Annotated in this window: 17 protein-coding genes; 14 read left to right on the forward strand and 3 right to left on the reverse strand. The window is 65.9% G+C overall.

Annotation, left to right across the window (positions count from 1 at the left end; all coding sequences use genetic code 11):
* Window positions 1-51: 51 nt before the first annotated feature.
* A complete protein-coding gene (locus tag G6N77_RS07295) occupies window positions 52-519 on the reverse strand; it encodes a succinate dehydrogenase hydrophobic membrane anchor subunit (protein ID WP_165181369.1) in 468 nt (155 codons plus the stop codon).
* A gap of 1 nt (window position 520) precedes the next feature.
* Window positions 521-901, reverse strand: a complete 381-nt coding sequence (gene sdhC / locus G6N77_RS07300) for a succinate dehydrogenase, cytochrome b556 subunit (protein ID WP_113728053.1) — start codon at window positions 899-901, stop codon at window positions 521-523.
* A 341-nt stretch (window positions 902-1,242) separates the two neighbouring features.
* Between sdhC and G6N77_RS07305 the strand changes: the two genes are divergently transcribed.
* The 14 genes from G6N77_RS07305 (at window position 1,243) to G6N77_RS07370 (ending at window position 16,119) form a co-directional block, all read left to right on the forward strand.
* Window positions 1,243-2,388 (forward strand): mannose-1-phosphate guanylyltransferase, encoded by a 1,146-nt coding sequence (locus G6N77_RS07305; protein WP_165181371.1) that lies wholly within the window; start codon window positions 1,243-1,245, stop codon window positions 2,386-2,388.
* Window positions 2,389-2,476: 88 nt separating this feature from the next.
* Window positions 2,477-3,682: an amidohydrolase gene (locus tag G6N77_RS07310; protein WP_165181372.1), complete on the forward strand. Its 1,206-nt coding sequence runs from the start codon at window positions 2,477-2,479 to the stop codon at window positions 3,680-3,682.
* A 177-nt stretch (window positions 3,683-3,859) separates the two neighbouring features.
* Window positions 3,860-4,297 (forward strand): MarR family winged helix-turn-helix transcriptional regulator, encoded by a 438-nt coding sequence (locus G6N77_RS07315; protein WP_165181373.1) that lies wholly within the window; start codon window positions 3,860-3,862, stop codon window positions 4,295-4,297.
* A 21-nt stretch (window positions 4,298-4,318) separates the two neighbouring features.
* The gene (locus G6N77_RS07320; protein ID WP_165181374.1) at window positions 4,319-4,753 is read left to right on the forward strand and encodes an organic hydroperoxide resistance protein; all 435 of its coding nucleotides are present in this window, start codon (window positions 4,319-4,321) and stop codon (window positions 4,751-4,753) included.
* Window positions 4,750-5,763 (forward strand): NADP-dependent oxidoreductase, encoded by a 1,014-nt coding sequence (locus G6N77_RS07325; protein WP_165181375.1) that lies wholly within the window; start codon window positions 4,750-4,752, stop codon window positions 5,761-5,763. The genes G6N77_RS07320 and G6N77_RS07325 overlap by 4 nt, the downstream gene beginning before the upstream one ends.
* 150 nt (window positions 5,764-5,913) lie before the next feature.
* A complete protein-coding gene (locus G6N77_RS07330) occupies window positions 5,914-7,032 on the forward strand; it encodes a BMP family lipoprotein (RefSeq protein ID WP_370875242.1) in 1,119 nt (372 codons plus the stop codon).
* Between the two features lie 116 nt (window positions 7,033-7,148).
* On the forward strand, window positions 7,149-8,741 hold the full coding sequence (locus G6N77_RS07335; RefSeq protein ID WP_165181377.1) for an ABC transporter ATP-binding protein: 1,593 nt from the start codon (window positions 7,149-7,151) through the stop codon (window positions 8,739-8,741).
* Entirely contained in the window at window positions 8,738-9,946 is a 1,209-nt protein-coding gene (locus G6N77_RS07340; RefSeq protein WP_165181378.1) for an ABC transporter permease, read from the forward strand. Before G6N77_RS07335 ends, G6N77_RS07340 begins: the two co-directional genes overlap by 4 nt.
* The gene (locus tag G6N77_RS07345; RefSeq protein ID WP_165181379.1) at window positions 9,943-11,238 is read left to right on the forward strand and encodes an ABC transporter permease; all 1,296 of its coding nucleotides are present in this window, start codon (window positions 9,943-9,945) and stop codon (window positions 11,236-11,238) included. The genes G6N77_RS07340 and G6N77_RS07345 overlap by 4 nt, the downstream gene beginning before the upstream one ends.
* Window positions 11,239-11,242: 4 nt before the next feature.
* Window positions 11,243-11,668, forward strand: a complete 426-nt coding sequence (locus G6N77_RS07350; protein WP_165181380.1) for a cytidine deaminase — start codon at window positions 11,243-11,245, stop codon at window positions 11,666-11,668.
* The gene (locus G6N77_RS07355) at window positions 11,668-12,990 is read left to right on the forward strand and encodes a thymidine phosphorylase (RefSeq protein WP_165181381.1); all 1,323 of its coding nucleotides are present in this window, start codon (window positions 11,668-11,670) and stop codon (window positions 12,988-12,990) included. Before G6N77_RS07350 ends, G6N77_RS07355 begins: the two co-directional genes overlap by 1 nt.
* Before the next feature lie 331 nt (window positions 12,991-13,321).
* On the forward strand, window positions 13,322-14,212 hold the full coding sequence (locus G6N77_RS07360; RefSeq protein WP_165181382.1) for a DedA family protein: 891 nt from the start codon (window positions 13,322-13,324) through the stop codon (window positions 14,210-14,212).
* Window positions 14,213-14,246: 34 nt separating this feature from the next.
* The gene (locus G6N77_RS07365) at window positions 14,247-15,467 is read left to right on the forward strand and encodes an adenosine deaminase (protein ID WP_165181383.1); all 1,221 of its coding nucleotides are present in this window, start codon (window positions 14,247-14,249) and stop codon (window positions 15,465-15,467) included.
* Entirely contained in the window at window positions 15,415-16,119 is a 705-nt protein-coding gene (locus G6N77_RS07370; protein ID WP_370875243.1) for a MazG nucleotide pyrophosphohydrolase domain-containing protein, read from the forward strand. Before G6N77_RS07365 ends, G6N77_RS07370 begins: the two co-directional genes overlap by 53 nt.
* Before the next feature lie 465 nt (window positions 16,120-16,584).
* Here the strand turns inward: G6N77_RS07370 and G6N77_RS19800 are convergent, their stop codons facing one another.
* Complete coding sequence (locus G6N77_RS19800; protein WP_240901759.1) at window positions 16,585-17,604, reverse strand: PadR family transcriptional regulator; 1,020 nt, start codon at window positions 17,602-17,604, stop codon at window positions 16,585-16,587.
* Between the last annotated feature and the right edge of the window lie 182 nt (window positions 17,605-17,786).

Consider the following 17,786-nt stretch of genomic DNA (forward strand, 5'->3'; position numbering starts at 1 on the left):
TTCTCTCTTTGCTGCTACAAAATGCTGGTGTTCACTTCTAGCGCGGACCGGTTACGGTACGGGGCAGAAGGACGGTAGGTCGGTAACGGCGCCGGCCGGGCACGGGTCAAAGGTGAAGATCACCAGGGTGCCCAGGACGATGATGACGCCCGCGGCAATGTAGAGGATCGTCTTCAACGTCATGCGGGTGCCATTGCGGTCAGCATAGTCGTTGATGATGGTGCGCACGCCGTTGGTGCCGTGCAGCATGGCGAGCCACAGCATGGCGAGGTCCCAGACCTGCCAGAACGGGCTGGACCACTTGCCGGCCACAAAGCCGAAGTCGATGGCGTGGATGCCCTGTCCCAGCATGAGGTTCACGAAAAGGTGGCCGAAGATCAGCACGATCAGCACCACGCCGGAAAGGCGCATGAACAGCCAGGCGAACATTTCAAAGCTGGAGTGCGATGCCTTGTTGCGCTTGTACCAGGGCGACTGTGCACTGTTGGAGCGCGGCGATGCAATAACGTTGGAACTCATTTTAGTGCCCCCCGAAGACGATGGAGAGGTGGCGGATCAGGAACGGAACCATGACCACAACCCAGGCGATCAGCACAGTCCAGAGCATCTGGCGCTGGTACTTGGGGCCTTTTTTCCAGAAATCAATGGCAATGATGCGCAGGCCGTTGAAGGCGTGGAACACGATTGCGGCGACCAGGGCTGCCTCGCCCAGGCCCATGATGGGGTTCTTGTATGCCCCAATGACTGCTGTGTACGCTTCCGGGGACACCCGCACCAAGGAGGTGTCCAGGACGTGCACCAACAGGAATACGAAAATAACTACACCGGTAATGCGGTGTCCCACCCAGGACCACATGCCTTCTCGGCCGCGGTACAGAGTGCCAGCTGGTTTTGTCGGCACTGAATAAACCTTCCTGCAACACCGTGACGCTGGCGTGGTTCCACGCGGGGAAACGCACACGGCGTGAGCACTCATAACTTTGCCTAAATTTAGGCTTCGCTCACAGCATATTCAACTTAGGCGCTCCTTGCCCCATGCGACAAATCACGGCCGAGTCACAAAGCGGTGAATTGGTGGCGTCCGGGGCAGCTTTGCCGCTGTATTGCCCACCCTTTTCCCTGCACTTTTCCAAACACATTTCCAAGCACGACGCCGTTGCCCCCTCATCCTTGCGGGTGATCTTTGGCGCCTTCCGCCGCAGAATCCCGGCATGGACGCCGCCATCGTTTAGGCTTGCCGTGATGAATACTGATAATTCGGCCCCGTCCGTGCGCACCGGCCCCGACCCCTTGGACAAGTTCTTTGCCGTTATCCCCGCCGGGGGTGTCGGCACCCGGTTGTGGCCACTCTCACGTGCTGCGGCCCCGAAGTTCCTCCATGACCTGACGGGCACCGGCAGCACGCTGATCCGCGCCACGTACGACAGGCTGCAGCCGATCAGCGGCAACAGGATCCTGTTGGTCACCGGCGACGCGCACCGGGAGGCCGTCTGCCGCCAGCTGCCCGAACTGGCCGACGACGACCTGGTCCTGGAGACCGAGCCCAAGGATTCCGCCGCCGCCATCGGCCTGGCCGCGGCCATCCTGTTCACCCGCGACCCGGAAACCATCATGGGTTCCTTTGCCGCGGACCACGTCATCAGCCCGGACAGCGAGTTTCAGGACACCGTCCGGGAGGCCATTTACACGGCGGCCACCGGCAAGATTGTCACCATCGGGATCAACCCCACCCACCCCTCCACCGGTTTTGGCTACATCCAGATGGGCAAGGCACTGGAGATTGCCGGCGCGCCCCACGCCCATCAGGTGGCCAAGTTTGTGGAGAAGCCCAGCGAGGAAGTGGCCGAGCAGTACCTGGCCAGCGGCGACTACAGCTGGAACGCCGGCATGTTCGTGGCCCCCGTGGAACTGATGCTGCGCCACCTCAAGGCCAACGAGCCCAAGCTGTATGACGGGCTGATGGAAATTGCCCTGGCCTGGGACACCCCCGAGCGGATCGCGGTGAAAAACCGCATCTGGCCCACCCTTCCCAAGATCGCCATCGACTACGCCGTGGCCGAGCCCGCAGCGGATGCCGGGGACGTCGCCGTCATACCTGCCGACTTCAGCTGGGACGACGTCGGCGACTTTGCCGCTATCGCGCGCCTGAGCAGCGCCAAGGAAGTCAAGGACGTGAAGGTAATTGGCGAATCCCCTCGCGTCTTCACGGAGGACAGCACCGGCATCGTGGTCACCGACACCAAGCGCGTCATTGCCCTCATCGGCATCCAGGACGTGGTGGTGGTGGACACCCCCGACGCCCTGCTGGTCACCACCCGCGCCCACGCCCAGCTGGTGAAAAAGGCCGTGGACGGGCTCAAGCTCAACGGCGACACCGACGTCCTCTAGCCCTCCCCGCCGGACCCGGGCACGCAACCCGCGGTAATGCGGCGTGCGCAATGCCGCCCCTGCGCGGCGGGGTGGTTAGAGTTTGACTGTGCGCAATTACTCGCTGGAAACAGAACCAACTGAGCTGGTGGGCCCTTGGGTGGAGCCCCTGATCGATGAGGTCATCGAGTTTCGGCGCGACCTGCACGCCCACCCGGAATTGTCCTTCCAGGAGCACCGGACCACCGCCAGGATTTACGACCGCCTCCTGGCCGCCGGGCTTTCCCCGCGCAGGCTGGACGGCACCGGCGTCATCGTCGATGTGGGGGAGGGCCCCATTACGACGGCGTTGCGCGGGGACATTGACGCCCTCGCCATTGTGGAGGAGACCGGGCTCCCGTACGCCTCCCGCAACCACGGCGTGACCCACGGCTGCGGCCACGACTTTCACACCGCCACCATGTTGGGCATTGCCCTGGTCCTGGCCAAGATGCACCAGTCCAGCCCGCTGGGCGGCACCGTCCGCATCATTTTCCAGCCTGCCGAGGAGACCCTGCCCGGCGGCGCGCTGGCCTGCATCGACCAGGGCGCGCTCGACGGCGTCCCACGCATCATGGCGCTGCACTGCGACCCCCGCATCGAGGTGGGCAAGATCGGCACCCGCATCGGCCCCATCACAAGCGCCTCGGACACCATCAAGATTGAGCTGACCGGGCGCGGGGGACACAGCTCCCGCCCGCACCTGACCGAGGACCTGGTGTTTGCCCTGGCGCAGATCGCCATCAACGTCCCGGCCGTGCTCTCCCGCCGCGTGGACGTGCGCAGCGGCGTGTCCATGGTGTGGGGCCAGATCAACGCCGGCTCGGCGCCCAACGCCATCCCGGGCCACGGCGTCATGAGCGGGACCATGCGCTGCCTCGACCGCGAAGCCTGGCACGCCGCGGGCGAACTGCTGGATGAGGTGGTGCAGCAGGTGGCGGCCCCGTACGGCGTCGAGGTTCACCTGGAGCACACCCGCGGGGTGCCGCCCGTGGTGAACTCGGAGCACGAAACGGCACTCATTGAAGCGTCCGCCCGGGCCGAATTGGGCGAGGATTCCGTGGTCCTGGCGCCGCAGTCCATGGGCGGGGAGGACTTTGCCTGGTTCCTGCAGGGCGTGCCCGGCTCCCTCATGCGCCTGGGCACCCACGTTCCCGGCGGCGAGGAGTTCGACCTCCACCGCGGCGACTACATCGTGGACGAGAGGGCCCTGTCGGTAGGCATCCGGGTCCTGTGCGCGGCGGCCCTGCGCACTCTCCGCACCGCCAACACCTGAAGCCCGCCCCCACCCACCCCCTCGTTGAGGTTGGAGATAACCACGGGTCAATTCGTTGAGGTTGGAGATAACCACCAACCCCGGTCGGTGGTTATCTCCAACCTCAACGGAGGTGGAAGCAGATAAGGTGTGGGCAATTAAGTTGTGCACAACCTAAAATTGAGTTACGCTCGTTTCATGCCCGAACGATCCACTCTTAAGCACCAGGTCTGCTTTTCGCTCTATGCAGCCTCCCGCGCCGCCACTGCCGTGTACCGGCCCATGCTCGAATCGATGGGCCTGACCTACCCGCAGTACCTGGTCATGCTGTTGCTCTGGGAACGCGACGGCGCCTCCGTCCGCGAGCTGGGGGAGGAGCTGGACCTGGATTCAGGCACCCTGTCCCCGCTGCTGAAACGGATGGAGGCCTCCGGGTTCGTGGAGCGCCGCCGCCAGCCCGACGACGAACGGAAGGTGGCCGTCCACCTCACCCCCCGCGGTGCCGGGCTGAGGGAGCAGGCCGCAGCCGTCCCCGCCCGGATCGCCGCAGCGGCAGGCCTGAGCCCCGACGAGCTCGAGCAGCTGAACCTCACCCTGGCCAAGGTCACCGGTGCCCTGCACGCAAACGCCCAATAAGCCAACCCCAAAGGACCCTTCATGAAAACCCTTTACACAGCCCGCGCACTTGCCACCGGGGACGGCCGCGACGGCCAGGCCCGCACCGACGACGGCAAGCTCGCCGTGGATCTCGCCTCGCCCGCCGAAATGGGCGGCGCAGGCAACGGCACCAACCCCGAGCAGCTCTTTGCGGCCGGCTACGCCGCCTGCTTCCACTCCGCCCTGCGCCTGGTGGCCCGCCGCACCAAGGCCGACGTGACCGGCTCCTCCGTCCGTGCCGAGGTGGACCTCGGTGCCATCGGCAACGGTGCCTTCGGCATCGCCGTGCGCCTGGAGGTTTCGCTGCCCGAACTCGGTGCCGCGGAGGCTGAAGAACTGATTGAGAAGGCCCACCAGGTGTGCCCCTACTCCAACGCCACGCGCGGCAACGTTGACGTCCAGCTGTCCCTGGCCACGGAAGAAGCCGCCGCATGAGCGCCCTGACCTCCCGCGAAATCCAGCTCGCATCACGGCCCGTGGGCTGGCCCGTCCCCGAAAATTTCCGCCTCACCGAGGTGCAGCTGCCCGAACTGGCCGACGGGGAAATTCTGGTCCGCAACCTGGCCATGAGCGTGGATCCGTACATGCGCGGGCGCATGAATGACGTCAAGTCCTACCGCGCCCCCTTCGCCCTTGATGCCGCGCTCGACGGCGGCGCCGTGGGTGAGGTGGTCGCGTCCAGGAGCGCTGAGCGCAAGGAGGGCGACGTCGTCGTCCATGGCCTGGGCTGGAGGGACTATGCCGTGCTGCCTGCCACGTCCAGCAAGAAGGTGGATCCTTCGCTGGCCGCGCCCTCGGCCTACCTGGGCGCGCTGGGCATGACGGGGCTGACGGCTTACGCCGGCCTGACGCGGGTGGCCGCCTTCAAACCCGGGGACACGGTGTTTGTGTCCGGCGCGGCGGGGGCCGTGGGGTCCATGGTGGGCCAGGTGGCGAAGGCGCTGGGCGCTGCCCGCGTGATCGGCAGCGCCGGCTCGGCGGAGAAGGTGGCGCACCTGCTGGAGCTCGGCTTTGACGCGGCATTCAACTACCACGACGGCCCGGCCAAGCAGAAGCTCCGCGGGATCCTGGGGGAAGGCTCTGGGATTGACGTCTACTTCGACAACGTGGGCGGCGAGCAGCTGGAGGCGGCGATCGCCGTGATGAACCCCTTCGGCCGGATCGCCATGTGCGGGGCCATCTCCGTCTACAACAGCACGGAGGCCCCTTCCGCGCCGCGGAACCTGGCCACGGCCATTGGCAAACAGCTCACACTGCGCGGCTTCCTGGTGGGCGCCCACCAGGACCTGGCCGGGGAATTCGCCCAAAAAATGGCCGGCTGGCTGGCCGACGGAACCGTCCAGGCGGATGAAACCGTGGTCGAAGGGCTGGAAAATGCACCGCAGGCATTCATCGAACTGATGCGCGGGGCAAACACCGGAAAGATGGTCGTGACGCTGCCCTAAGGGCACAGCTTGATAACGGTTCCCCAACGATGCCCCGGTGCATCCGCACCGGGGCTACCGGCTGGTAGCAACTGCCATTAGTGTGTTGTCTAACACTGCGCATTCGGAACGGGGGTGTCCGCGCGCAATTTAACACCTTATGGAGGAATTTTGAAAACAATTATTACGGGCACGTTTAAGCGCGGGGCCACCGTCGGGACTGTGGCCCTGGGAGCAATGGCGCTCCTGCTCACCGGTTGCGGACAGGCCCCGGCACCCGCCGGCGGCGGTGGAAGCACCAGCGGCAACGCCGCAGCAGCCAACTACCTGGGCTGCATCGTTTCCGACTCCGGCGGATTCGACGACCAGTCCTTCAACCAGTCCTCCTACGAGGGCCTGAAGAAGACCGTCACGGACACGGGCATCAAGATGAAGGAAGCCCAGTCCACCACCAAGGCGGACTTCGAGCCGAACCTGAACCAGATGGCCAACGCAGGCTGCAACCTGACGTTCACCGTCGGCTTCCTGCTCGCGGATGCCACCAAGAAGGTGGCCACGGCCGACCCCAAGCTGCACTTTGCCATCATCGATGACAACTCCATCAAGCTGCCCAACGTCAAGCCGGTCGTCTACGACACGGCGCAGGCCGCCTTCCTGGCCGGCTACACGGCCGCCTCGGTCTCCAAGACCGGCAAGGTTGGCACCTTCGGCGGCATCAACATCCCCACGGTCACCATCTTCATGGACGGCTTCGCCGAAGGCGTGGCGTACTACAACAAGCAGCAGTCCAAGAACGTCCAGGTGCTGGGCTGGAACGTGGCCACCCAGCAGGGCCTGTTCGCCAACACCTTCGACATCATCCAGGAAGGCACCAAGGCCACCAACAACCTGATCGGCGACGGCGCCGACGTGGTCATGCCTGTTGCCGGCCCGCTCGGCAAGGGTGCCGGCGATGCCATCCTGGCCGCCAACAAGACCGGCAAGGACGTCAAGCTGGTCTGGGTTGACTCCGACGGCTACCTGACCGCCCCCACGTACAAGTCCATCCTGCTGACCTCCGTCATTAAGACCATGGGCGACGCCGTGGAGACCATCGTCAAGGACGACCTCGCCGGCAAGTACTCGGCCACCCCGTACATCGGCACCCTGGACAACGGCGGCGTGGCCATGGCCCCGTTCCACGACCTGGATTCGGCCGTCAGCGCGGCCACCAAGACCCAGCTCGACACCATCAAGAAGGGCATCATCGACGGCTCCATCAAGGTGGAGTCGAAGTCCAGCCCCAAGTAGGACACGCACACTCCCTGCACTGTTGCGCCGTACCGACAGCTTTGGCTGTCGGTGCGGCGCACAGTCACTTGGGCGCAAACTTCTGCACAACTTTCACACAAGATAAGGCAACAACCTTGAAACTTGAACTCAAGGGCATCACCAAAAGCTTTGGTGCCTTGATAGCGAACGACCACATTGACCTGGTGGTCGAATCGGGTGAGATTCACAGCCTCCTGGGCGAAAACGGCGCCGGCAAATCCACCCTCATGAACGTCCTGTATGGCCTGTATGAACCCACGGCAGGGGAAATCCTTGTCGATGACAAAACAGTGAAGTTCTCCGGCCCGGCGGACGCCATGGCCGCCGGCATCGGCATGGTCCACCAGCACTTCATGCTGGTCCCCGTGTTCACGGTGGCGGAAAATGTGGCCCTGGGTGCCGAATCCACCGGCCCGGGCGGCATCCTCAACCTGGAGGAGACCCGCCGGAAGATCCGCGAGATCTCCGCCCGCTTCGGCTTCGATGTGGACCCCGACGCGCTCGTGGAGGAACTCCCCGTGGGCGTCCAGCAGCGCGTGGAAATCATCAAGGCGCTGGTCCGCAACGCCAAAATCCTCATCCTCGACGAGCCCACGGCCGTGCTCACCCCGCAGGAAACCGACGAACTCATGGACATCATGCGCCAGCTCAAGGCCGGCGGCACGTCCATCGTGTTCATCTCCCACAAGCTGCGCGAGGTCAAGGCCGTCTCCGACACCATCACGGTGATCCGCCGCGGCAAGGTGGTGGGCAGCGCCGACCCCTCCGCCGCCACCACCGAGCTGGCCTCCATGATGGTGGGCCGCTCCGTCAGCCTGACCCTGGACAAGGCCGACGCCGAACCGGGCCCGGTCACCTTCAAGGTCACCAACCTCACTGTCATGAACGACGCCGGCCAGCGGCTTCTCGACGACGTCACCTTCTCCGTCGCCGACGGCGAGATTCTCGCCGTCGCCGGTGTCCAGGGCAACGGCCAGACCGAACTGACCGAGGCCGTGCTGGGCCTGCACAAGCACGTCCAGGGCTCCATTGTGCTGGACGGGAATGAACTGGTGGGCCGCAGCGTCCGGCAGGTGCTTGACGCCGGCGTGGGATTCGTCCCCGAGGACAGGCAGGACGACGGCCTGGTGGGGGAGTTCTCCATTGCCGAAAACCTGGTCCTTGACCTGTACAAGAAGGAGCCGTACTCGAAGTTCGGCTCCATGAACCGTGCCGTCATCGCCAAAAACGCCGAGGCCAAGGTGGCCGAATTCGACGTCCGCACCCAGTCCTCCCAGGACGCCGCCGACACCCTTTCCGGCGGAAACCAGCAAAAGGTGGTGCTGGCCCGCGAACTGGCCAGGCCGCTGAAGCTGTTCATCGCCTCCCAGCCCACCCGCGGCGTGGATGTGGGCTCCATTGAGTTCCTGCACAAGCGGATCGTTGCCGAGCGCGACGCCGGCACGCCGGTGATCATCGTCTCGACCGAACTGGACGAGGTCCTGGAACTCGGGGACCGCATTGCCGTGCTGTTTGCCGGCAAGCTCATGGGCATTGTCCCCGGAAAATCCAGCCGCGAGCTGCTGGGCCTGATGATGGCCGGGCTGCCCGCCGACGAGGCCCGGGCCCAGCTGGACGGCACCGTCGCCGGCACCGCCGGAACCACGCCCGCCGGCACCGCCGGAACCACTGAAGGAGAGCGCTCATGAGTGAGACGCAGAAAGTCAAGGACCCCACGCCCCCGGTCAAGGAAAGCCAGGGCTCCCAGGTGGTGCGGGAAATCATGAGCGGCAACGCCGTCATCTCCGTGCTGGCCGTCGTCGTCGCACTGGTGATTGGCGGCATCCTGATCGCCGTCACGGATCCGCGCGTCAGCACGGCGTCGGGCTATTTCTTTGCCGACCCGGGCGCCACGTTCTCCGCCATCTGGTCCTCGGTCTCCGAGGCCTACGGCGCCCTGTGGCGCGGGGCCACCTACGACCCCACGGCCCGCACCTGGCAGGGCCAGCTGGGCATTTTTGAGACGCTGACCTTCGCCACCCCGCTCATCCTCTCCGGCCTCGCCGTCACTTTGGCATTCCGGGCCGGGCTGTTCAACATTGGTGCGCAGGGCCAGATCATCCTCGGAGCCGCATTTGCCGGCGCCGTGGGCTTCGGCATGCACCTGCCCCCCGTCATCCACCTGCTGGCGGTCATCCTGGCCGGTGCCATTGGAGGCGCCATCTGGGGCGGCATTGCCGGGTTCCTGAAGGCGAAGACCGGTGCACACGAGGTGATCGTGACGATCATGCTCAACTACATTGCCATTTCCCTGGTCCTCTACCTGCTGAAAAACCAGCTCAAGGACCCCACCAGCACCAACCCGATCAGCCCGCAGATGGACGCGAACGCCATGTTCCCGTTGCTGCTGGGCCCCAACTTCCGCGTCCATGCGGGGCTGATCGTGGCCATCCTGGCCGTCATTGGTGTGGGCTGGCTGCTGAACCGCTCCACGCTGGGCTTTGAATACCGGGCCATCGGCGCCAACCCTAAGGCCGCCCGGACCGCCGGCATGCTGGTCTCCCGCGGCTACATCACCGTCATGCTGATCTCCGGGGCCCTCGCGGGACTGGCCGGCGTGGCCCAAATTGCCGGCACGGAGAAGTCCCTCGACTCCGAAATTGCCGGCAGCATCGGCTTTGACGCCATCACCGTGGCCCTGCTGGGCCGCTCCAAGCCGTGGGGCACCTTCTTCGCCGCCCTGCTGTTTGGCGCGTTCAAGGCCGGCGGCACCAGCATGGCCGTCAACGCCGACGTTTCCATTGACATTGTTGCGGTGGTGCAGTCACTGATCGTGCTGTTCATCGCCGCCCCGCCCTTGATCCGGTCCATCTTCCGGATCAAGGCCGCCCGCCGTGAAGGAGCCAGCGCATGAGCGTCACCGCCAACATCTTGCCCTCGAAGGTGGTGGATCGCGTTGCCGTGCGCAGCTGGAAGACCCCCATCCTGTTTGGCGCGCTGGCGCTGTTCGCCGTCGTCGTCTTTGTCCTTTTGGGCCCGTCAGGGCACGCAACCTTCCGCCTCTCGCAGGAAGGGGACGCCTGGCAGGTGCCCAACCTGGTGCTGCCGGCCAAGGTTTTCGGCATCATCGTGGCCGTGGTCTGCGTGCTCCTGGCAGCCCAGTCCTACCGGCAGATGAAGAATGACGGCCGCATTGCCAAGTGGGTGACCATGACGTTCACCGTGGCGTTTGTCATCGGCCTGATGGTGTGGATCATCGGCGGCACCAAGACCCAGAACATCACCCTGGTGGGCCTGTTCACCGGTGCCATGCTCATCACCACCCCGCTGGTGTTCGGCTCGCTGTCCGGCGTGCTGTGCGAGCGGTCCGGGGTCATCAACATCGCCATTGAAGGCCAGCTGCTGGCCGGGGCATTCACGGCGTCGCTGGTTTCATCCATCACCCACAACGCGTTCGCGGGGCTGTTTGCCGCGGCCGTGGCGGGCGTGTTTGTCTCCTTCCTGCTGGCCGCCTTCAGCATCAAGTACGTGGTCAACCAGATCATTGTGGGCGTGGTGCTCAATGTGCTGGTGTCCGGGCTGACGGGCTTCCTGTTTGAAAAGATCATGAAGATCAAGGTGGATGGCGTGACCATCTACAACCAGCCCGCGCAGCTGCCCGACCTGCCCATCCCGTTCCTGTCCGAGATTCCGGTGATTGGGCCCACCCTGTTCCGCCAGTCCATCATCGGCTACTTCATGCTGATCCTGGTGGCGGCCCTGTGGTTCGGGCTGTTCCGCACCCGCTGGGGCCTGCGCATCCGGGCCGTGGGCGAACACCCCATGGCAGCGGACACGGTGGGCATCAACGTCAACCGCACCCGCTTCCTGAACGTGCTGGCCGGCGGCGCCGTGGCCGGCATTGGCGGGGCCTACTTCACCCTTGTCGCCGTGAGCAGCTTCAGCAAGGACATGACAGGCGGCCTCGGCTTCATTGCCCTGGCGGCGCTGATCTTCGGCCGCTGGAACCCCATTGGCGCGGCGCTGGCAGCCCTGCTGTTCGGCGTGGCAGGCAACCTGCAAAGCATCCTGTCGCTGGCCGGCACCCCCATTGACGGACAGTTCCTGGCGATGCTGCCGTACGCGCTGACCATCCTGGCCGTGTCCGGGTTTGTGGGCAAGTCCCGCGCACCCGCGGCCGACGGCGAACCGTACGTCAAGGGCTAGCGGCATGGACACCACTGGCCGGGCATCCGGCGCCCCGGAAACCATTGATTGGGAGGCCCTGCGCCAGGCGGCTGCGGCCGCCATGGGCAGGTCCTACTCGCCGTATTCAAAATATCCCGTCGGTGCGGCGGCACTGCTCGACGACGGCCGGATTGTCTCCGGCTGCAATGTGGAGAACGCCAGCTACGGGCTGACCCTGTGCGCCGAATGCACCATGGTTGGCGCCCTGCAGATGGGCGGGGGCGGGCGGATCCGCGCATTTTATTGCGTGGATGCGGCCGGCGCCGTGCTCATGCCCTGCGGGCGCTGCCGCCAGCTCCTGTATGAATTCCGTTCCCCCGGCATGGTCCTGATGACAGGCCGCGGGATCAAGACCATGGACGAAATCTTGCCGGACGCCTTCGGCCCGGAGAACTTGGAGAACCACTGATGGGTGCCACACCATACGCCGGACCGTCCTTTGACGCCGTCGACATCATCCGCACCAAGCGGGACCGCGGGACGCTCAGCGCCGACCAGATCGCCTGGACCATCGACGCCTACACGCGCGGCACCATCGCCGACGAACAGATGGCGGCCCTGAACATGGCCATCCTGCTCAACGGCATGGACCGGGCCGAGATTTCGCAGTGGACGGCTGCCATGATCGCCTCGGGGGAGCGGATGGAATTCTCCGGCCTGCGCACCCCGGCCGGTGCGGCCATGGCCACCACGGACAAGCACTCCACGGGAGGGGTGGGGGACAAGATCACCCTGCCCCTGGCCCCTCTGGTGGCCGTGTTTGGCGTGGCCGTCCCGCAGCTCTCGGGCCGCGGGCTGGGCCACACGGGCGGCACGCTGGACAAGCTGGAATCCATTCCGGGCTGGCGTGCCAACCTCAGCAATGAGGAGATGATGCGCCAGCTCTCCGAGGTCGGCGCCGTGATCTGTGCCGCCGGAGCCGGGCTGGCCCCCGCCGACAAGAAGCTGTATGCGCTCCGGGATGTCACCGGCACGGTGGAGGCCATCCCGCTGATCGCCTCCTCCATCATGAGCAAGAAGATCGCCGAAGGCACCGGTGCGCTGGTGCTGGATGTGAAGGTGGGGTCCGGGGCGTTCATGAAGGACCTTGAAATGGCCCGCGAACTGGCCCGGACCATGGTGGCGCTGGGCAAGGATGCCGGCGTGAACACGGTGGCCCTGCTGACGGACATGTCCACGCCCCTGGGCCTGACGGCCGGGAACGCCATTGAGGTGGAGGAATCCGTGGAGGTGCTGGCCGGCGGGGGACCGCAGGACGTGGTCGAGCTGACGGTGAAGCTGGCGGAGGCGATGCTGGAGGCCGCCGGCGTGCACGGGGCCGACCCGGCCGCCGCGCTGAAGGACGGGCGGGCCATGGATGTGTGGCGCCGCATGATCTCCGCCCAGGGCGGGGATCCTGACGCAGCGCTGCCCGTGGCCCGCGAGTCGGAGACGGTCTACGCCCCGGCCGACGGCGTCCTGGTGGGCCTGGATGCCATGGCGGTGGGCGTGGCGGCCTGGCGCCTCGGTGCCGGGCGCGCCCGCAAGGAGGACGTGGTCCAGGCCGGGGCAGGTGTGCGCATGCACGCCAAACTCGGTGCGCTGGTCCGCGCCGGCGAGCCGCTCATGACCCTGTTGACGGACACCCCGGAGAAGTTCGCACGGGCCCGGGAAGCGCTGGAGGGCGCGGTGACGATCGCCCCGGAGGGTTCCCGCCCGGCGTCGAAGCTCATCCTCGACCGCATCGCCTAATCCGACCCTCGGTTGCAATCGGGGGTGTTTTCGCCGACCCTCCCTCACTTTTCGGGCGTTTGACCCCGACCCTCCCTCAGCCGATGAGGGAGCGTTGGCTGAAAGTGCCCCGATTGCAACCGAGCGTCGAGGGGGAGGGGTCATCCCGTGGTGTGAGGGGGCGGGCAAAAGGTAGGCCGGAAGATGGATGCCCGGAACCGTGCGGACGTGGGAAACTAGTGAGTGACACCCCGCCAGAGGAGAGGAACCATCCCCGGTGGATTTTTTGCACATCATCAACCAGATTAACTTTGTCATTGCGCATTCTTCCGCGCAATGGTGGGTCATCCCCATGGTTAGCCTGTTTTGCCTGATCGACGGCTTCTTCCTTTTCCTGCCCAGCGAGACCGCCATTGTGGCATTGGCTTCCATTTCGCTGCGAACCGGTTCCCCCAACATTTGGCTGCTGATTCTTGGCGCCACCATAGGCGCCATGATTGGCGACAACATTGCCTATTTCATGGGCAACAAGCTCGGCACCACCCGGTTCAAGTGGATGCGCCGGCCCCGCGGGGCCCAGGCGTTTTCGTGGGCGGGCCGGGAACTGGAAAAACGCGGGGCCATCCTGATCTTCACGGCCCGCTACATTCCCGTGGGACGCATAGCCGTGAACTTTACCGCCGGGGCCACGCACTTCCCGTGGCGCCGCTTTGTGGTCCTTGACGGCATTGCCGTGGTGACGTGGGCAGGATATTCCGTGGCCGTTGGGACGTTCGCCGGCCGCTGGGTGCACCACAATCCGCTCCTGGGTGTGGGCATCGCCATCGCCTTTGCCATTGTGATCGGGTTCATCGTGGACCACGCCATGAAAATCCTGCACCACCAGCTGGAAAAGCGCGGCAAGCTGGCCCCCCGTGCGGAACCCGGCCTCGTGGCCGCTCAGATGGTGGCTCAGGTGCAGGCCGCGGGCCGTGCGGCACCCGCCGCCCAAACCCGGCCCGCCGCCGCCCAAACTGGACCCGCCGCGGGCCAAACCGGGCCACGCGCGGGGCAACCCGCCGATGTCTCCGCCCAAGCCGGGGACGGCGCGGTGGCGGCCGGCGGCGCAACGGGAGGGACCGGCGTCGTGCATGGCGGAGAGCCTGAAGAAATACCTGAAGAAATACCCGGCGCAATGCCGGAACCGGTGCCCGGCGGCGGAGCGGCGGATACGCCGTTAGCGCACGGAACCAGCCAGAAGTAGCGCCGCAGCGCCCCGCCTCCCTAAAGTGGTGACTGTGACTAACCTAACTGAGCACCAGCACCCTGTTTCCGCCCCCGCCGCGGACATCAAATCCCTGCCCAAGGTGTCCCTCCATGACCACCTGGACGGCGGCTTGCGGCCCGCCACGATCATCGAACTTGCCGCCGAGGTGGGCCACACTTTGCCGGAAACCGATCCCGAGGCGCTGCGCAAGTGGTTCCTGGAGTCGGCCGATTCCGGCTCCCTGGTGCGCTACCTCGAGACCTTTGACCACACCATCGCCGTCATGCAGACCCATGACGCCCTGGTGCGCGTGGCCCGCGAGTTCGTTGAGGACCTGGCGGACGACGGCGTGGTGTACGGCGAAGTGCGTTGGGCACCCGAGCAGCACCTCACCAAGGGGCTGACGCTTGACGAAGTGGTTGAGGCCGTCCAGCAAGGCCTCGAGGAAGGCATGGACAACGTCGACGAGGCCGGCGGCTACATCGAGGTGGGCCAGCTGGTCACCGCCATGCGCCATGCGGACCGCGGCTCCGAGATCGCGCAGCTGGCCGTGCGCCACCGCGACAACGGCGTGGTTGGTTTTGACATTGCCGGCGCCGAGGACGGCTTCCTGCCCTCCCGCTTCACCGAGGCGTTCACCTACCTGGCCGAGAACAACTTCCCCGCCACCGTCCACGCCGGCGAGGCCGCCGGGCTGGACAGCATCCAGGACGCGCTGGTCCACGGCCGCGCGCTGCGCCTGGGCCACGGCGTCCGCATTGCCGAGGACATCCACCTGGACGTGGTTCAGGAAGACGGGCACGACGTCGGCACGGTCACCTTGGGCGATTTGGCCCAGTGGGTGCGCGACCGGCAGATCCCGCTGGAGCTGTGCCCGTCGTCGAACCTGCAGACCGGGGCCATTGCCGCCTTTGGCACCACGATTTCCGAACACCCCATCGACCTGCTGCACCAACTGGGCTTCAACGTCACGGTCAACACCGACAACCGCCTCATGAGCGGGGTGACGCTGACGGGCGAGTTTGAGCTGCTGCGCGACACCTTCGGCTACGACCTGGACACCATGCTGGAGCTGACGCTGAACGCCGTGCACGCCGCGTTCCTGCCGATCGAGGCGCGCGAGCAGCTGGCCGACTACATCATCGAGTGCTACGACGATCTGTTTGATGACGAGGGCTCCGAGGGCTCCGGGTCCGACGGTGACGAGTCCGAGGGCAACGGGTCCGACGGGTCCGACGGCGACGAGGGTTAAGACGGACACTGGGGCAGGCGGCGCCGCCGTCGAACGCCTGGCGGAGGTCATCGCGCAACTGCGACGGCACTGCAGGTGGACGGCGGCGCTGACACACGAATCTCTCATGGCCTACCTCATCGAGGAAGCTTATGAGCTGGCGGACGTGGTTGAGGCGCCGGGCCCCCTCGACGCCGACGCGCTGAAGGGCGAGCTCGGCGACGTGCTGTACCAGGTCATGCTCCATTCCCTGCTGCAGTCCGAGACCGGCGGATTCACCCTGGCCGACGTGGCGGAGACCCTGCGGGCAAAGCTGGTCCGGCGCAACAGCCACGTTTTCCGCCCGGACGGGTCGCTGCAGGACCACTTTCCGGAAAGCATCGCGGAGATTGAACGAAGCTACGAGGCGGCCAAGGCGGTTGAGAAGCCGCGGGGACATACGGTTTTTGACTCGCTCCCGGCGTCCCTGCCGGCTCTTTCCCTCGCGGCCGAAACCCTGGACCGCGTGGAGGGCCGCGCCGATGGCCGGGCCAGTCGAGCCCAGGGGGACCCGCCGCAAACGGAAGATGAGCTCGGCGAGCTGCTGTTCGACGTGGTGAGGGCCGCCCGGGCGCAGGGCCTGGATGCGGAGCGGGCACTGCGGACGGCTGTCCGCAGGTTCCAGCAGCCCTAGCCCGCTCGGTCAGCGGGGGGAAGCACGACGGCGGCGAGGCGGCGGCGAGGCTGCGGCGAGGCGGACCAAGCAAGCCACATTGTCGAACGGACACCTAACGTGGATGTTTGCAGCAAACATCCACGTTAAGTGTCCGTTCGGCGTGGGGCGTAGGGGGTAATGCCGGACGAGGGGCCCGTGTCGGGGATCGATGGTGCAGCTCCTGCGGGCATGGAGAGGTGTCGGGGATCGATGGTGCACCTCCTGCGGGCAAACCGTCGTCCAGCTCGCAGGAGCTGCTCTGCCGATTCGAATCGGATTTGGAACCCGGAATTTCTTCGCCAACCGGCACTTAACGTGGATGTTTGCGGGAAACATCCACGTTAAGTGTCCGTTCGGCGGTGGGGTGGGGTGTCCGTTCGGCGGTGGGGTGGGGTGCCCGTGTGGCGGTGGGACGTGACGGGGTAGGGAGCCCGTGCGGCGGGGTTAGTCTGCGAGCAGCTTGTAAATGGTGCGGCGGGCGGCGTCGAGGGCCTCGGTGGTGGCCTTCACCTGTTCCTCCGTGCCGGCCAAGCCGATCTGCTGCACTGCACCCATCAGCTTGCTGATGCTTTGGCGCAACTCGGTGCCCGCACCGGCTTCCTCGCTGACGTCGGCCCAGACCGCGGCCATTTCCTCGGGGTGCTCGGACACGTACGTGCGCCCGGCCTCCGTCAATTCAAATTCGGTCCGCTTGCCCTTGCCGGTGGACTCGATGAGCCCTTCGGCCTGCAATGAGGCCAGGGCTGGATAGATGGATCCGGGGCTGGGACGCCATGCGCCGTCGGTGTGGGTGGCGATGGCGCCGATCATGCTGTAGCCGTTGTAGCTGTGCTGGCTAAGCAGCGAAAGGATGGCGCTGCGCACGTTGCCCTTGCGGACACGCCCGCCACGGCCGAAACCGCCCTTGAAGCCCGGGCCGAAGCCGCCCAGTCCGGGACCGAATCCAGGACCAAATCCAGGGCCGAATCCGCGGCCCGGACCGGGGCCAAAACCGCGGCGCGGGCCAAAGTCGCCATGCGGGCCAAAGTCGCCGTCGTCGTCCTGGGGAGCGGAGCCGCCTCCGCGCGGGCCGAAGCCCGGGCCGAAACCAGGCCGGAAGCCGGGGCCGAAACCTCCGCCGCGCGGGCCGAAGCCCCGTCCGAATCCTGGGCGGAAATCGCCATGCGGGCCATGGTGGTGGCCGGAATCGTCGTCTGGGCAGTCGTCATCGTGCGCGCTGTGGTGCTCGGCACTGTGGTGCTCGAAGTCGTCGTGGTGCTCGGCGCTGTGGTGCTCGAAATCGCCGTGGTGGCCGTGGTGCGGACCGTGGTGGCCGGCGTCGGGCCCGCCAAAGACGGGCCCGCCAAAGCCGGGCCCGCCGAAGCCGGGCCCGCCAAAGCCGGGCCCGCCAAAGCCGGGCCCGCCGACGTCCTCCGGCAGTCCGCCAGCGGGATCATTGTCTTGTTGGTTGTTGATGTCATTCATGGTGGAAAGTCCTTGATTTTTTGGGAATGGTTTGGGGATGGGGCCGTTCAGGGGGTTCGGCCGTCGGTTGCCCGGGTGTCGTGATGGCAACCCGTTCACCGATAGTTAACGATATATCGCTATTCTCATAAAGAACAAGAGTTGGAGCGTAATTCCCAGCAAATTGACAGGGATTCAGTCAC

It is taken from the genome of Arthrobacter silviterrae, assembly GCF_011045165.1.
GTDB lineage: Bacteria > Actinomycetota > Actinomycetes > Actinomycetales > Micrococcaceae > Specibacter > Specibacter silviterrae.

Coding starts and splice junctions, on each gene's coding strand:
- G6N77_RS07295 (WP_165181369.1), bottom strand. CDS start 519: ATGAGTTCCAACGTTATTGCATCGCCGCGCTCCAACAGTGCACAGTCG.
- G6N77_RS07305 (WP_165181371.1), top strand. CDS start 1,243: ATGAATACTGATAATTCGGCCCCGTCCGTGCGCACCGGCCCCGACCCC.
- G6N77_RS07315 (WP_165181373.1), top strand. CDS start 3,860: ATGCCCGAACGATCCACTCTTAAGCACCAGGTCTGCTTTTCGCTCTAT.
- G6N77_RS07320 (WP_165181374.1), top strand. CDS start 4,319: ATGAAAACCCTTTACACAGCCCGCGCACTTGCCACCGGGGACGGCCGC.
- G6N77_RS07325 (WP_165181375.1), top strand. CDS start 4,750: ATGAGCGCCCTGACCTCCCGCGAAATCCAGCTCGCATCACGGCCCGTG.
- G6N77_RS07340 (WP_165181378.1), top strand. CDS start 8,738: ATGAGTGAGACGCAGAAAGTCAAGGACCCCACGCCCCCGGTCAAGGAA.
- G6N77_RS07345 (WP_165181379.1), top strand. CDS start 9,943: ATGAGCGTCACCGCCAACATCTTGCCCTCGAAGGTGGTGGATCGCGTT.
- G6N77_RS07350 (WP_165181380.1), top strand. CDS start 11,243: ATGGACACCACTGGCCGGGCATCCGGCGCCCCGGAAACCATTGATTGG.
- G6N77_RS07355 (WP_165181381.1), top strand. CDS start 11,668: ATGGGTGCCACACCATACGCCGGACCGTCCTTTGACGCCGTCGACATC.
- G6N77_RS07360 (WP_165181382.1), top strand. CDS start 13,322: ATGGTTAGCCTGTTTTGCCTGATCGACGGCTTCTTCCTTTTCCTGCCC.
- G6N77_RS19800 (WP_240901759.1), bottom strand. CDS start 17,604: ATGAATGACATCAACAACCAACAAGACAATGATCCCGCTGGCGGACTG.